Origin of the sequence: Thiobacillus sp. (genome assembly GCA_024235835.1) — a bacterium.
Classification (GTDB): Bacteria; Pseudomonadota; Gammaproteobacteria; order Burkholderiales; family Thiobacillaceae; genus PFJX01.
The window spans coordinates 1,425,459-1,440,181 of record JACKLQ010000001.1; the positions used below are offsets into that span (position 1 = coordinate 1,425,459).

Sequence of the window (14,723 nt, forward strand, 5' to 3'; positions counted from 1 at the left end):
TGATGTGCCGGACTATTTCGTGTCGGCGTCCGGAGACTCCCCCTTGGGATACCGCAACTCCTTGCTTTCGATCCTTTTTTCCCACAGCAGCCTGCCATTCTGGTCATGGGCGCGCAGCACCAGCGTGCGCGCCTCCTCGGGTCCTGCCACGTCAAGGCTGCAGAAGTTGCGTTGCCCCACCAGGGTGCCCTCCACCCGCTGGGGGTTGTCCTTCTCGGCCTCGGGCACCCGGGCTGCGGCGGTCAGGGGCGAGCAGGTGAGCTCAAGGAGGGGGTAGGCATCCTTGCGCACCCGCCGGATCAGCTCAGTGTGGTGCCGGTCACCGGAAAGGAACAGCAGCCCTTCGAGCTTCTGCAGCCCCAGCCATTCCAGGAAGCCTTCCCGTTCGCCGGCGAAATGATGCCACCCCTCGAAGCCATTGCTGTCATTGAACAGCTGGCTGCCACTGACCACGATCTTGAACCGGGCCCTGGAGTTGATCAGGGCCTGCTTGAGCCAGTCCATCTGGGCCGCACCGAACAGGGTTTTGTTTTCTCCCAGCCACAACGGCACGCTGCCACCGTAACGCCGCCCCAGGATGCGGGTGACTTCGTTGCTGCCGATGACGAACTCCTTGACGGTCTGCCACCAGCTCACTTCGTTGTCGGGCTCCACGGTGTCGTCGCTGGCCCGGTAGCTGCGATCGTCAAGCAGGAAAAAATCCGCGTCGCCGAGGCTGAAGGTGGTGAAGATGCCCGGGGTCTCCGTCAGTCCATAGCTCGGGTTGGCCCAGTAGCGCCGGAACAATTCGGCACTGGTCTCCTTGAGGACGAAACTCCGGTTGGCGTTGTTGGGGCCGAAGTCGTGGTCATCCCACACGGCGTAGTTTGGCAGGGCGCGCAGCAGGCCCTGCAGGGCAGGATGGGCACGGTTGGTGCGGTAGCGGGCATTCATGCCCCAGGGGCTTTCCAGGTCCGCCTCGCGGAAATAGAGGTTGTCCCCCAGCCATAGCATGAAGCCGGGCCGGGAGGCACCGGTCGCCGAGGCGGCGATGGACTTGAAGATGGCCTCGCCGCCGCCGTAGGGCGTTCCCTGCCAGTCCCAGTCGGGGTCGTTCAAATAGGCGCAGGAACCCATGTAGACGGTGAAGTCGGGCGGCGGCCCCCGCCACTTCCAGGCCGGCTGGGTCCTGAATAACAGATATTCCCCCTCGAGCACGTGGGCACCGTCCAGGAATACGCCGTAGCGGTAGCGGGTACCGGGCCGCAGGTCCGTGAGCTGGACCACGCCACTGAAGTCCGTGGCCTGGTCCAGCCGCAAGGGCGGGGAGATGGCCCGGGTTCCGGCCTCCATCTCAGGCCAGTATTCCACCCGCGCTTCGGCCTGGCCGTCGGCCTGCAACCAAAGGCTGGCGGTCCTGCTGGTGACGTGCCCCAGCATGGGCCCGGAGGTCAACGAGGCGGCCCATGTCCCGGAGGCGAGGAACCCCGTCACCACCAAGGCCAGTAGCCGCAACAGACTGCCATTCATGTTCATGGCGTGAACCCTTCAGGTCAGCGAAGCCACCCAGCGCCGGGGGTCGATGTTCCAGGCCTCGTACTCCTCATGGCCCACGATCCTGTCCTGACAGGCGGGGGAGGCCAGGTCATGGATCTCGGGCAGCAGGTAACGCTGGTGGACACTATGGAAGATGACCTTCACCTTGGGCAGCATGGGCTTGTCCTTGTGCTGCTCCAGCACCACGCCCAGGCGCCCACTTTCCAGGCGCACCAGGGAACCGGTGGGGTAGATGCCCACGCACCGCACAAAGGCCCGCACCAGTTCCGGGTCGAAATGGAACTTGCTCCATTCCAGCAGCCGCCCCAGGGCGGCAGTGGGCGCCATTCCCTTGTGGTAGACCCGGTCAGAGGTCAGGGCATCGTAGACGTCCACGATGGCGCCCATGCGGCCATACAGGGATATGCCCTCGCCGCTGAGCCTGTTGGGATAGCCGCTGCCGTCATAGCGCTCGTGGTGCTGCCCCGCCACGTCCAGGGCTATCTGGCTGATGCCCGGCGTGTGCTGCAGAATGATGATGCTCTGCACCACGTGGGACTTCATCTTGGCGAATTCCGCCTCGGTGAGCTTGGCCGGCTTGTTGAGGATGGAGTCAGGCACCTTGGCCTTGCCCACGTCATGCAGCAGGCCGCCGATGGCCACTTCTCTGATGACGTCCCGCGCCAGCCCCAGCCCTCGGGCGAAGGACACCAGCAGGGCACACACGGACACCGAGTGCTGGAAGGTGTAATTGTCATGGTCCTTGAGCCGGGCCAGGGGCAGCAGGGCATCCTGATTGCGGAAGATGGAATCCACCATCTTTTCCACCAGGGGCTCCACCTGTTCCAGTTCGATCTGCCGTCCCAGGCGGATGTCATGGAGCATGTCCTTCACCACCCGGTGGGCTTCCACGTGGAGCTTGCGGGCCTGCTCCAGTTCCTGCTGCAGCGGCGCATGGCGCACTTCAGTGGCTGGAGCCTGGACGATGGCCTCCATGTCCCGGGCGATGAGGGAGTCGACTTCCGCCTGGGTAGGTGCATCCTCCACGTCCAGGCCCTTCAGGGTGTCGATGTACACCTCATGAATGCCCAGGGACTGGATCTCCCGCACCCGTTTCTCGTCATTGACCCGGAAACGGTTGGTCACGAAGGGATGGTCCATCCACGCGCAGTTAAGGTCATGGATGTACATCCCGGGACGCAACTGATCCACGGCCACCTTCTTGATGGCATCGGTGGCAGTCATTGACTCACCCCCGCGTCCAGGCATCACGCCATCCCCCTCCCCCGGGTCTCATGCCACGCCAGCGTTCAGCTGGCGCTACTTCTGGAAATGGGTCCGCGCCTTGTCAAAGGCCTCACGCATCAGTCCCCATGCCTCGTCGGCACCGGCTGAGAGGTCCTTCCAGGCCTCCCCGGCGGCAGCCTGGACCTCACCAAGCTTCTCCGTGGCGACTTCCCGATGCTTGCGCAAGGCTTCCAGTTGCATTTCGTACTCGATGCGCATGTCCGTCCTGGCCGTGCGGGCCTTGGCTTCCCATTTGGCCAGATCGGCATTCCATTCATCCAGGCGCGTCTTCAGGTTTTCCACATACTCGTTACGTGTGGTCATGCTCAGCTCCATCTACATGCACGGGTCATCACGAAAACCATTTCCGGCACCCCATGCTTCACTTCCAGCATAGGCACAGATCGAAGATTTGGATGACATCAGCGTTGTCCCATGGCCCGGTTCAGGGCATCCGCCAGGGCGCCGGCGGCCGGGGACTGCTGCTTCAACTGGCCTGGCCTGTAGGCCGGGCCGCCCCGCTGGGGCTGCTCGCGAGGCTTGGCCTCGTCCCTGAGGCGCATGGTGAGCGCGACACGCTTGCGCGGAATGTCCACCTCCAGCACCTTCACCTTGACGATATCCCCCGCCTTCACCACCTCCCGGGGGTCCTTGACGAAACGTTCCGACAGGGCGGAGATGTGAACCAGTCCGTCCTGGTGCACGCCGATGTCGACAAAGGCGCCGAAGTTGGTGACGTTGGTGACCGTGCCCTCCAGCAGCATGCCCGGCTGCAGGTCCTTCAGGTCGTTCACCCCTTCCTGGTAAGTGGCGGTGCGGAACTCGGGACGGGGGTCCCGGCCCGGCTTTTCCAGTTCCCTGAGGATGTCCTTCACCGTGGGCAGGCCGAAACGCTCGTCGGTGTAGGTCTCGGGCTTGAGTCGCTGGAGCACGTCCGTGTTGCCGATCACGCCGCGGATATCCTTGCCCAGGTCCGCCAGGATGCGCCCCACCACAGGGTAGGACTCCGGGTGCACGGCCGAGGCGTCCAGGGGGTTGGCGCCGCCGGGCACCCTCAGGAAGCCGGCGGCCTGCTCATAGGTCTTGGGCCCAAGACGGGGCACCTGCTTCAAGGCCTCCCGGTCCGGGAAGGGGCCGTGGGCATCCCGGTGGGCCACGATCTGCTGGGCCAGGCTGGTGTTGAGGCCGGAAACCCGGGCCAGCAGGGCCACCGAGGCGGTGTTCACGTCCACCCCCACGGCGTTCACGCAATCCACCACCACAGCCTCCAGGGCATGGGACAGCTTGGTCTGGCCCACGTCGTGCTGATACTGGCCCACGCCGATGGCCTTGGGCTCGATCTTCACCAGCTCTGCCAGGGGGTCCTGGAGGCGCCGGGCGATGGACACGGCGCCCCGCAGGCTCACGTCCAGGTCGGGAAATTCCCGGGCTGCCGTTTCCGAGGCGGAATACACCGAGGCGCCCGCCTCGGACACCGTCACCTTGGTGATGCCCAACTGGGGATAGCGGCCCATGAGGTCCGACACCAGCTTGTCCGTCTCCCGGCTGGCGGTGCCGTTGCCGATACTGACGAGTTGGGCCTCGTGCTGGGCCACCAGCCGGCCCAGGGTGTTTAGGGCGCCTTCCCAATCGTTGCGAGGCTCGTGAGGGTAGATGGTGGCCGTATCTAGCAGCTTGCCCGTGCGGTCCACCACGGCTACCTTCACCCCGGTGCGGATGCCCGGGTCCAGGCCGACGACCGCCTTCTGGCCCGCGGGCGCGGCCAGCAGCAGGTCCTTGAGGTTGGCGGCGAAGACGCGGATGGCCTCCGCCTCGGCACGCTCGAACAAGGCGTTCATCATGTCCAGTTCCAGGTGCAGGGACAGCTTCACTTTCCAGGTCCAGCGCACCGTGTCCAGGAGCCACTTGTCGCCGGGCCGCCCCTGGTCCCGCAAGCAAAGGTGGGCGGCAATCATGCCTTCGCAGGGATTGGCACCGGCAAAACCCTCCTGCAACTCCTCAGGCAGCTTGACGGTGACCGCCAGGACGCCTTCCCCCCGGCCACGGAACAGAGCCAGGGCCCGGTGGGAGGGCATGTCCTTCCATGCCTCGTCGAACTCGAACCAGTCGCGGAACTTCTGGCCCTCGTTCTGCTTGCCTTCCAGCACCCGGGAAACCACACGGCCACGGTCCTGGAGGTAGGCTCGCAGCTTCTCGATGAGGCCGGCATCCTCGGCGAACTGCTCCATGAGGATCTGGCGCGCGCCGTCCAGTGCAGCCTTCGTGTCGGGCACGCCCTTGCCGGCATCCAGATAGGCAAGAGCCGCTTCTTCCGGGACAAGGCGTGGATCGGTCAGGAGGGCCTCCGCCAAAGGCCCCAGGCCCGCCTCCCGGGCGATCTGGGCCTTGGTTCGACGCTTGGGCTTGTAGGGCAGGTAAAGGTCCTCCAGGCGCTGCTTGGTATCGGCGGCGTCTATCTCCGCCCGCAGTTCCGGCGTGAGTTTGCCCTGCTCCCCGATGCTGGCCAGGATGGTGCCACGCCGATTTTCCAGTTCCCTCAGGTAGCCCAGGCGTTCCTCCAGATGGCGCAACTGGGTATCGTCCAGGCCACCCGTGGCCTCCTTGCGATAGCGGGCGACGAAGGGCACGGTGGCCCCCTCGTCCAGAAGTTCGACGGCGGCGTTGACCCGGGCCGGCGCGACCCCCAGTTCCCGGGCGATACGCGAAAGGATTTGCAGTTGTACGGACATGAAATTGCACTGCCAGGCAAACAAAAACCGGGCCGAGCATGGTCCATGCCTGACACAAGGGCAAGGCTTGACAATCAAGAACGGATGGCACCCAGGGGAACGGGATTCGTGACCACCGAGGCGTAAGAAGAAGCCGTTCGGGACAAGTCCTGCCGAAAAATTAAAGAATTAACTAAACTTGCCGATATGTGACGCAGAGTTGTGTTGGTTTTTGCAACTCCGCCTACTCAAGGGCAACTCCATCGAAAGGTGGGGACGCAAAGCTACCGGCCTAAAGGGTCGGCCCAACAGGGCTGCCCCCAGGGCGGCGGGGCTGCTAGGTGAGGCTGGTTTGCCTTGTGGGCACGCCCGAATCATGGTGCTGTCCAGGTTGGCTAACCCCCATCGCACCGAGAGTATGGGGATTGGACATACCCATGACGCATGGCTCGATGCCGGCGCCGTGGGCTGGAGGCCGGCCATGGATGAAATGCTCGACAGCTTATTGATGATGAGGAACCACGGACAAGCGCAATTGGCAGGGGTCAAGGCATCCCCTTCGCTGCTGGATGAAGTACGCGATCTGGCGGTGGTGGACATGTCCGAAGTGTTCTCCGAAATCCTGGGACTCACGGCCACGGAACTGCTGGACATGGCGGGTAGAAACCCTTCCCACGTCATGTACTGCCTCTACATGGATACCCGGGATCAGGCACAGTCCCAGCGGGAAACCCTGGTGAGCACATTCCGGCGCCAACTCTTCGAACATTTCAACGAGGCCCGGCGGCGTGGCCACCTGGACCACAAGCAGCGCGCGGCACTGGACATTTCCGAACTGAGCCTGGTGGAACCGGAGGAACTGGAACTTTCCCTGGCCAGCACCACCATCAGCCATGCTCTGCGCGTGGCCTGTCACGACGAACTGCCTGGCCTGGAGCGACGCATGGGCCTGCTCCTGGACGACCCGGAACTGCGTTCCGGGCCCAATCCCCTGGCCCCGGAGGTTATCGGCGAGACCATGATGGACGCTATCAAGGTCCTGCCCACGGGCAACAAGGTCAAGCTCATGCTGGTGACCCGGGTGAACACCCACCTGCCCACCCGACTCCAGGAGGTTTATGGCGAAATCAACCGCCTGCTGGTGGGCAGGGGTATCTTGCCCTCCATCCGGCCTGAGGTAAGGCGTGCCCAGGACGCATCCGCAGGTGCACCTGCCAGCGCCCCCGTCGGGAATGCTGTGGAAAATGCCGAAGCAAACCCCGCGAAACCCCAGCAGGACATGTTCGCCATGTTGCAGCAGCTCATGTCCATGGGGCGTATCGGCGGAGGCCCGGGGGGTCCAGGTGGCCCGAGTCTCCCATCCCTCCCCGCACTGCCCGGGGCTGGCATGGCGGAAGCCGCCAACGAGGGGGAAATCGACTCCGAGCTGCTTGTCCAGCGCCTGACCCAGATCCAGCAGGGTGAGATCGGCGGCCTGCCCGGGACGGGTCTGGACCCCACCGTGCTGGCCAATGGTCAGGTCAATGTGCTGCGGGCCATCAAGAACACGGGCGCTGCCGGCAACATGGGTCACATGGATGCCATGACCCTGGACATCGTGGCCCTCATGTTCGACTACATCCTGGACGACCCGCGACTGCCCGATGGCATGAAGGCCCTTATCGGCCGGCTGCAGATTCCGGTGTTGAAGGTGGCCATGCTGGACAAGGCCTTCTTCAGTCAGAAGGCCCACCCGGCCCGCAGGCTGCTCGATACGCTGGCCGACGCCGCCTTGGGCTGGAATGAACAGGAAGGCCACGACAGCGCCTTCTACAAGACCATCGACACCCTCATCCAGCGGGTTTTGAACGAATATGAAGACAAGGTGGAGGTCTTCTCCCAGGTACTCGAGAACCTGCGGGACTACCTGGCCGAGGAAAAACGCCTGGCGGATGAACGTGCCTGCCAGAGCGCCCAGATTCTGCAAAGCAACGAACAGGCGGCCCTGGCCCACACCCTGTCCCTGGAAGCGGTGCAGGCCCGCATGCTGGACAACGAGGTTCCGGAGTTCATCCAGGCTTTCCTGGTGGATACCTGGACCGACCATCTGGCCGCCCTGTACCTGCAGGAAGGGGATCAGGGCGAGCGATGGAACCGGGCGCTGGTCACCACCGAAGACCTGTTGTGGAGCCTGATCCCCAAGTCCACCAAGGATGAGAAGCACAAGCTTGTGGACTTGCTGCCAAGGCTGCTCAAGCATCTGGACGCGGGCATTCAGGCCGTGGCCTTGCCCCGGGAGGAGCGAGACCGGTTCTTCTCCAATCTGGTGAAATACCATGCGGACGCGGTCAAGGCCGACCTGCGGAACAGGGACACCGGCAAACCCTCCACGGTGGTGCGCATGCCATTGAAGCCGGCCAGGCCCAGCGTGACCTTTGCCTTCGACAGCCCTGTCCTCCACGATATCCCCGCTCCCACGGGCAAGGTGGAGCCCGACCCCCAGATACTGCGGGAGATCAGCACGCCTGCGGACCGCCCGGGCGAAATGGAGGAAATCGTCATTGGCGATGTGGTCGGCCAGGACCGGCTCACCCTGGAAACCGGGACCGAGGAACAGTTCGAGAAACAGGTGGAACGGCTGAAGCGCGGCACCTGGCTGGAATTCATCCTGGAGGACGGCACCAGCCTGCGGGCCAAGCTGGCCTGGGTCAGCCCCCTGCGTGGCACCTACCTGTTCACCAACCGTCTGGGTGAACGGGCCGTTTCCATCAATGCGGCCGGCCTGGTTGAAAAACTCAAGGCCGGCACTGCGAAGATCGTCGACAACGTGGCCCTGATCGACAGGGCCGTCAGCAGTCTGTTCGAACGACTGCAGAAGAGTGCATAACCCGCCATCCGTCATGAACCTGCGCCAGACCTCAGCCCACGCCAACAACGCCCCAGAGGCGGCCAGCGCGCCGCACAAAAACAGCTTGGAAACCCTGCAACGATTTTTGACCCGCCAGCCCGTGCTGGACTGCCAGGATCAGATCCTGGGGTACGAACTCAAGCGGCGTGACAGGGTGCCCATCGAAGTGTTGCCGGGAGCGCGCACACTGCAGCAGGCCCAGGACGAACACCTGCTGATCAGCGCCATCGACCTGGATTTTCAGAAGGCCCTGGGCAACAAGTTGACCTTCCTGGGCGTATCGCCGGAACTGCTGCTAAACCCGCTGGTGGAGCAGTTGCCCAAGGACAAAGTCGTCCTGGCCTTGCATGGGCAGGGCGAGGTGGACCCCGCCATATTGGCCAAGGCGGAAGAACTCGCCCGCCAGGGACTGCTGCTCGCCCTGGACGACGCGGCGGACGACGGCGCACCCAGCCCCCTGCTGGCCCATTGCCGGTACGTGCGCCTGGACTCCTCCCGCTACGATGTCATGGCCCTGGCGGAGCGGGTTGCCAACCTGTTGCGCGGACCCCACCGCGGCCATGTGCTGGTGGCCACCCAGGTGGACACCACGGAGGCATTCGAAACCTGCGAGAAACTCGGGTTTCAATATTTCCAGGGCTATTACTTCACCCAGGTGGAGCCTTCCAAGGCGAGCCGCATGGACGCCAACGTCATGCGCGTGATGGACCTGCTGAACAAGGTCACGGAGCGGGCAGAGATACGGGTCCTGGAGGAAGGCTTCAAGCTGGACCCGGCCCTCTCCTACAAGCTGCTGCGCTACATCAATTCCCCGGCCATCGGCTTGCGCACCACCATCAATTCCATCGGCCACGCCCTTACCCTGCTGGGTTACGACCAGACCTACCGCTGGCTTACCCTGCTGCTGTTCAGCAGCGTGCGCGCGGCGGCCCGCAACCGGGCCTTGCTGCGCAACGCCCTGGCCCGGGCCCATTTCACCGAGGCCCTGGGCCGCGATCACATGGAGCCATCCCAAAGGGGAGGGCTGTTCATCACCGGCATTTTTTCCGTGCTGGACGCCCTGCTCAACGTCCCCATGTCCCAGGCCCTGGCGAACCTGAACCTACCCGAGTCGGTTTCCAGCGCCCTGTTGCACGGCGACGGTCCCTACGCCCCCTATCTGGACCTGGCCACGGCCTGCGAACGCTTCGACCAGGAGTCCATCGCCACCCTGGCCGCCAACATCGGCCTGGATGCCGACAAGGTCAACCTGGCCCACGTGAATGCCCTGATCTGGTCCGAGGGTGTGGACATCTGAGTCCACCGGGATCTTTCACCCGGGCCGGAGCATACGGCCTTCCAAGCCGAGGAACTCCTAGGCCGGGCCGGTCAACCCCGCCAGGATGCGACGCACCGGCGTTGGCAGGGCGGCGCCGCCCACATCTGCCCGAGGCAGCCAGATGCGGCCGGGTTCTTCGGCCCGCATACCTTTCCGCACATGCAGAAGCCACGGCGAAATCGTCAACCGGAAGTGAGTGAAGCTGTGCACCAGGCCCGGCAGCGCCTCGACGGTCTCGACCAGGTAACCCTGCCGACGGGCCACCCGGCCCACATCGTCGTCCCTGGCGCATTCAGGCAGGCTCCATAACCCCCCCCAGATGCCGGTGGCGGGACGCTTTTCCAACAATATCTCGCCGGCATGGATCAAAACCAGCATGGCCGTCTCCCGCTCCGGCAGCGCCTTTTTCGGGCGCGGCCCTGGCAATTCCCCCTGCCTGCCTTCCCGGTGGGCCACGCAATCGTCCGCGAAGGGACACGCCTCGCACCTTGGCCTGCCACGGGTGCAAAGCGTGGCGCCCAGGTCCATCAACCCCTGGGTATAAAGGCGTATGTCCTGGCTGGGCAAGAGGGCTTCGGCCAGTCGCCACAGCCGCTCCTCCACGTGGCGCAGCCCGGTCCAGCCGTCCACCCCGAAAATCCGTGCCAGCACCCGCTTGACGTTGCCATCCAGGATGGCCTGGCGCTGGTTGAAGGCGAAGGCGGCTATGGCCGCCGCCGTGGAACGGCCTACGCCAGGCAGGGCGAGAATCTCCTCGGGGCCCGATGGGAACTTCCCGCCATGGCTGGCCATGACGCGGCGGGCCGCCGCGTGGAGGTTGCGCGCCCGGCTGTAGTAACCCAGTCCGGACCAGCAGGCCAGCACCTCCTCCTCGTCCGCGGCCGCCAGGCTGGCGATGTCCGGAAAGCGAGCCAGGAACCTGGTGTAGTAAGGAATGACCGTTTCCACCCGGGTCTGCTGCAGCATGATCTCCGAGATCCAGATGGGGTACGGGTCCGGAGTGGCCGCATCGATCTGCCAGGGCAGGTCGTGGCGGCCGCAGCGGCGTTGCCAGTGGATCAGGCGAGTCGCGAAGTCATGAAGCATGGGCCGAGTGTGCCAGAATCAGCACGTGAACAGGCCCGTCTCCATGCTTTCCACCACTGACCATGACCGTGCCGTGGCCGGCATGACGTACGTCTACCCTGTCGTTTCCCGGCGGGCAGGCGGGGTGTCGGTGGGTATCAACCTGAACGTCAACAATGCCTGCAACTGGCGCTGCATCTATTGCCAGGTGCCAGACCTTAAACGCGGCGCCCCGGCCCCCATCGACCTGCCACGACTGGAAAAGGAACTGCACGTCATGCTCTCGGGCATCGTCCATGGTGATTTCCTGGACAAGCACGTTCCTGAAGGCCTGCGCAGGCTGAATGACGTGGCCCTATCCGGCAATGGCGAGCCCACCAGCGCCGGGGAATTCGATGACGTGGTTCGCCTAATCGGGCGGGTCCTGGGAGATTTCGGCCTTCTGGACCGGGGAGTCAAGCTTGTGCTCATCACCAACGGCAGCCTGTCCCATCGTACTTACGTCCAGGCGGGCATCAAGCATATGGAAAAGCTCAACGGCGAGGTGTGGTTCAAGTTCGATCGCGCCACCCGGGCGGGCATGCGCCTTGTGAATGACTCGGAGACGGATCCTGAGCGGCATTACCAGCGCCTCGGCCAGGTGGCGCGACTCTGCCCTACCTGGGTGCAGACCTGCATGTTTTCCCTTGATGGGGCGCCACCCACGCAAGAAGATGTCGGCGCCTATCTGGCCATGCTGGCCCGGGCAATGGAAGATGGAATTCCCTTGCAGGGTGTACTGCTCTATGGCCTTGCCCGACCCTCCCTGCAGGCGGAAGCGCCGCGCCTCGGCAACGTCACGGAAAGCTGGATGCGGCAACTTGCCATGCGCATAGAAGACTTGGGACTACAGGCGCGTGTCTCTCTCTAGGCGATGAGTTGGGCTTCTCCCAGCCTGAATTTTGCCTCCAGCCTCGCCCTGGTAAGGGTCAGGGCGTCCAGCCCTTCCTCATTGGTGAACATGTACATGCCGCCCATGGGACTGAGCCAGTTCAACAGCAATGTCTTGTCCTCCAGACCTACCCGCAGCCTGATGCGGCAACCCAAGGCCAAGGCCGGCAACGGCTGTCCGGCCGAGTCAGGACCCAACGCCGCCACGGCGTTGGCGTTGTCATGATGGGGCGGCGGCAACCGGGAGAGATCCACCTCGGGCTCGCCCGCCATGTCCATGGGGGCTGTACCACCGGCTTCATCCGGGTTCAGGGCCATCCCGTCATGCAACCCCTCCCGCGCCACGGCGGCGTGCAGCATGGCCAAGCGCTCGAAGAAGGCATCCCGCTCCGGGCCTGGCAAACCCAGGGCCGAGCATCCCTCTTGCAAGCGCGCCAGCAGGTTGGGTAGCGTCTTCAGCAACAGGGTCGTTTCCTCCCGACCTTGCTTGGGGGCAAGACTCCACAGCAAAGCGTTGACGGTGTCCCAGCCGGCCTGCCAGTCAGGATCCTGGTTCCCCTTGGCCATGAAGATGTCCGTCATCAAGCGCGCCCAATGCTGGGTGAGGAATTCGTGAATTTCTTCCGGCGCTCCGCAGTATTGAAGCTGCCGCTCCACCTCGCCGCGGATGCGTGAATAAACGATACGTTCAGGGGTGGTCTGCAAAACGCTGTCCAGGCAATAAACGATGTCCGCCCATATCGTAACAAGCCGGGTTCTCCTTTAGCGTCAGATTCTTATGCTGGAGTCCGGCCTCGTTTTTTGGTATCCTGTAAAAGGTTTTGTTTAGAAGGTATTCAGTTGATGAACTTCTCCAAACCGGTACTGAGAAAGCGAGTTCTGCTTTCCCTGGCCACCTTGCCTTTTCTCGGTGTTGTCGCGGCCTTCGGTATTGCGCCCGATACGCCTCTCGACGTCCCCCCGCAAACCACGGTGGTGGAAACCGTGGACCTGCCCCAGGCCCAGGCTCTGGACAATGGCAGTTTCGATTTCTGGCGTGAAGAACGCATTGCCCGTGGAGACACCCTGGCATCCCTGCTGACCCGCCTGGGCGTGGGCGATGAAGACAGCCGCCAGTTCCTGCAGGCCGCCCGGGAAAGCAAGGCACTGGGAAGGTTGATTCCCGGCCGCTCCGTACTTGGCCGGATCACCAGTTCCGGGCAGCTGTTGCTGTTCCGTTACCTGCTCTCCGACCAGACATTGATCACGGTCAGCCGGGTCGGGGATTCCTTCCGCATCGGCGAAGAAAACATTGCCCTGGAGTCTCATCCCATCATGCGTTCTGGCGAAATCGTCAGTTCACTGTTCGGCGCCACCGACGCCGCGGATGTGCCCGACAGCATCGCCTCTGAAATGGCAGAGGTCTTCTCCGGTGACATTGACTTCCACAAAGACCTGCGCCGTGGCGACCATTTCTCCCTGGTCTACGAAAGCTTTTATTACCAGGGCCAGATGGTGAAAACGGGGCGCCTGCTCGCGGCCGAATTCACCAACCAGGGCAAACGGTACCAGGCCGTGTATTTCAAGGATCCCAACGGCAGGGAGGGCTACTTCACGCCGGAAGGCCAGAGCCTGAAGCGTGCCTTCCTCAAGTCACCCATGCCCTTCAACAGGATATCCTCCGGCTTCACCCGTGCACGTCTGCACCCTGTGCTGAAAATCTGGCGCGCCCACAAGGGTGTCGATTACGCGGCCCCCACCGGCGCCCCTGTAAGGGCGGTGGCAGACGCCGTGGTGGGCTTCGCCGGCCGGCAAGGCGGCTACGGCAATATCGTCGTACTCAAGCACAAGTCGCCCTACAGCACCGCCTATGGCCATCTGTCCCGGTTTGCCAAGGGCGTCAAGCGGGGCGCCAGGATCAGCCAGGGACAGGTCATCGGCTATGTGGGCTCCACTGGACTGGCTTCCGGCCCCCACCTGCACTACGAATTCAGGGTCAACAACACCCAGCAGAACCCTCTTGCCCTGAAGTTGCCGAGTTCATATCCCCTGGATGGCCGTTATCGCGCCCAGTTCGCCGCCACGGCCAAACCCCTGGCCATGCAGCTTGACCTGCTGCGCGGCACCAATCTGGCCTCCATGGATTGACGGCGATGCAGCCGGACGGGGCCTGACCTAAGCGACCATTTCACAGGTTGCAGAAAGTCAGGTCGAACTCCACGTCCCGGTCGCACAGTTTGGGCTTCTGTAAAGTGTCCGGGACCAGAAATCGTACGTTGACCGCATACTTGTTGGCACTGACCTCCGGGGCACAGGGTGCATCCAGGGCGATGCGCAACAAGTGGGCGCTGCGTCCGGCCAGCATCAGCTGAAACAATCCCTGTACGGCAGTGTGGCTGCTGACATGGCCACCCTCCCGCAGGATTCTCAGCACCACATCCACCGCATGCTTGATGGGCAGCATGGGTGACAGCCAAGTCGAAAGATCATCTTTCCGGTCTTCGGCTGGCTGGCTGAGCCAAAAATGATAAACGGGCAGATCAAAGCTGCAGGTACCGCCTGGAATTCCTGCCCTCCCCTTGATGCTGCTAAGCCATTCGTTGTCCCGCACGTGCTGGCCCAGTTTGCCCACCATTGCCAGCAAGCCTGACAGCGCCTTGTCAATGGCACCCAATACTTCGTCCAGCCGCTTCACATTGACTGCCGGGTTGCGCCGCAGGGCTTCCAGACCGGTTTTTTGGCGCTCAAGCTCCTGGATCAACTCATTCTTCAGTTCTGAACGCGTGGTCACATCCACAATTTCAAAGATGGCCAGCATGCCTCCATGGTGCATGCGCGCATCCTGCCCCTCAATGAAAAACATGGCCTTTCCGAATAGCTCTTCTAAGCGCAGCCAGGTGCGGATGCGCTCGTTGAGGGGAAATTCGAAAATCGTCACCAGGCCTGGTCCAATATGAAAGATTAAAAAAGACGCGCAATAGCTTGAATGGGCAAAGATTTTGCCGGAAGGCAACCATCTAATGCAACGCGTACC

The 14,723-nt window shown here is 63.3% G+C and carries 11 protein-coding genes and 1 riboswitch; of the genes, 4 read left to right on the forward strand and 7 right to left on the reverse strand.

Features of this window, described 5'->3' with window-relative positions; translation table 11 throughout:
- Positions 1–12: 12 nt before the first annotated feature.
- The 4 genes from H6935_07005 to H6935_07020 form a co-directional block, all read right to left on the reverse strand.
- Positions 13–1,515: an alkaline phosphatase family protein gene (locus tag H6935_07005; GenBank protein MCP5278095.1), complete on the reverse strand. Its 1,503-nt coding sequence runs from the start codon at positions 1,513–1,515 to the stop codon at positions 13–15.
- A gap of 12 nt (positions 1,516–1,527) precedes the next feature.
- Positions 1,528–2,760, reverse strand: coding sequence for an HD-GYP domain-containing protein (locus H6935_07010; GenBank protein MCP5278096.1), 1,233 nt, complete (start codon positions 2,758–2,760; stop codon positions 1,528–1,530).
- 75 nt (positions 2,761–2,835) lie between these two features.
- Positions 2,836–3,126 (reverse strand): hypothetical protein, encoded by a 291-nt coding sequence (locus H6935_07015; GenBank protein ID MCP5278097.1) that lies wholly within the window; start codon positions 3,124–3,126, stop codon positions 2,836–2,838.
- 98 nt (positions 3,127–3,224) lie between these two features.
- Positions 3,225–5,531, reverse strand: coding sequence for an RNA-binding transcriptional accessory protein (locus H6935_07020; GenBank protein MCP5278098.1), 2,307 nt, complete (start codon positions 5,529–5,531; stop codon positions 3,225–3,227).
- A gap of 222 nt (positions 5,532–5,753) precedes the next feature.
- Positions 5,754–5,852: riboswitch (cyclic di-GMP riboswitch) on the forward strand.
- 139 nt (positions 5,853–5,991) lie between these two features.
- On the opposite strand from H6935_07020, the gene H6935_07025 reads away from it, so the two are divergent.
- Both H6935_07025 and H6935_07030 read left to right on the forward strand, forming a co-directional pair.
- Positions 5,992–8,376 carry a DUF1631 domain-containing protein gene (locus H6935_07025; protein ID MCP5278099.1) on the forward strand — a complete coding sequence of 795 codons (2,385 nt, stop codon included), beginning with the start codon at positions 5,992–5,994 and terminating at the stop codon, positions 8,374–8,376.
- A 13-nt stretch (positions 8,377–8,389) separates the two neighbouring features.
- A complete protein-coding gene (locus H6935_07030) occupies positions 8,390–9,694 on the forward strand; it encodes an HDOD domain-containing protein (protein MCP5278100.1) in 1,305 nt (434 codons plus the stop codon).
- 57 nt (positions 9,695–9,751) lie between these two features.
- On the opposite strand, the gene mutY is transcribed toward H6935_07030, so the two are convergent.
- Positions 9,752–10,801, reverse strand: coding sequence for an A/G-specific adenine glycosylase (gene mutY, locus H6935_07035; GenBank protein MCP5278101.1), 1,050 nt, complete (start codon positions 10,799–10,801; stop codon positions 9,752–9,754).
- Between the two features lie 43 nt (positions 10,802–10,844).
- On the opposite strand from mutY, the gene H6935_07040 reads away from it, so the two are divergent.
- Complete coding sequence (locus H6935_07040) at positions 10,845–11,690, forward strand: radical SAM protein (protein MCP5278102.1); 846 nt, start codon at positions 10,845–10,847, stop codon at positions 11,688–11,690.
- Here H6935_07040 and H6935_07045 read toward each other — a convergent pair.
- On the reverse strand, positions 11,687–12,415 hold the full coding sequence (locus tag H6935_07045) for a DUF1631 family protein (protein ID MCP5278103.1): 729 nt from the start codon (positions 12,413–12,415) through the stop codon (positions 11,687–11,689). The genes H6935_07040 and H6935_07045 overlap by 4 nt on opposite strands.
- A gap of 138 nt (positions 12,416–12,553) precedes the next feature.
- Between H6935_07045 and H6935_07050 the strand changes: the two genes are divergently transcribed.
- The gene (locus H6935_07050) at positions 12,554–13,837 is read left to right on the forward strand and encodes a peptidoglycan DD-metalloendopeptidase family protein (protein ID MCP5278104.1); all 1,284 of its coding nucleotides are present in this window, start codon (positions 12,554–12,556) and stop codon (positions 13,835–13,837) included.
- Between the two features lie 40 nt (positions 13,838–13,877).
- Here H6935_07050 and zapD read toward each other — a convergent pair whose 3' ends face one another.
- Positions 13,878–14,627, reverse strand: coding sequence for a cell division protein ZapD (gene zapD, locus H6935_07055; GenBank protein ID MCP5278105.1), 750 nt, complete (start codon positions 14,625–14,627; stop codon positions 13,878–13,880).
- Positions 14,628–14,723 lie beyond the last annotated feature (96 nt).

What these genes read in the sequence shown, in the direction of transcription:
- H6935_07040 (MCP5278102.1), top strand. Translation starts at nt 10,845, where the DNA reads ATGCTTTCCACCACTGACCATGACCGTGCCGTGGCCGGCATGACGTAC.
- H6935_07010 (MCP5278096.1), bottom strand. Translation starts at nt 2,760, where the DNA reads ATGACTGCCACCGATGCCATCAAGAAGGTGGCCGTGGATCAGTTGCGT.
- H6935_07020 (MCP5278098.1), bottom strand. Translation starts at nt 5,531, where the DNA reads ATGTCCGTACAACTGCAAATCCTTTCGCGTATCGCCCGGGAACTGGGG.
- H6935_07030 (MCP5278100.1), top strand. Translation starts at nt 8,390, where the DNA reads ATGAACCTGCGCCAGACCTCAGCCCACGCCAACAACGCCCCAGAGGCG.
- H6935_07015 (MCP5278097.1), bottom strand. Translation starts at nt 3,126, where the DNA reads ATGACCACACGTAACGAGTATGTGGAAAACCTGAAGACGCGCCTGGAT.
- H6935_07005 (MCP5278095.1), bottom strand. Translation starts at nt 1,515, where the DNA reads ATGAACATGAATGGCAGTCTGTTGCGGCTACTGGCCTTGGTGGTGACG.
- H6935_07050 (MCP5278104.1), top strand. Translation starts at nt 12,554, where the DNA reads ATGAACTTCTCCAAACCGGTACTGAGAAAGCGAGTTCTGCTTTCCCTG.
- H6935_07025 (MCP5278099.1), top strand. Translation starts at nt 5,992, where the DNA reads ATGGATGAAATGCTCGACAGCTTATTGATGATGAGGAACCACGGACAA.
- mutY (MCP5278101.1), bottom strand. Translation starts at nt 10,801, where the DNA reads ATGCTTCATGACTTCGCGACTCGCCTGATCCACTGGCAACGCCGCTGC.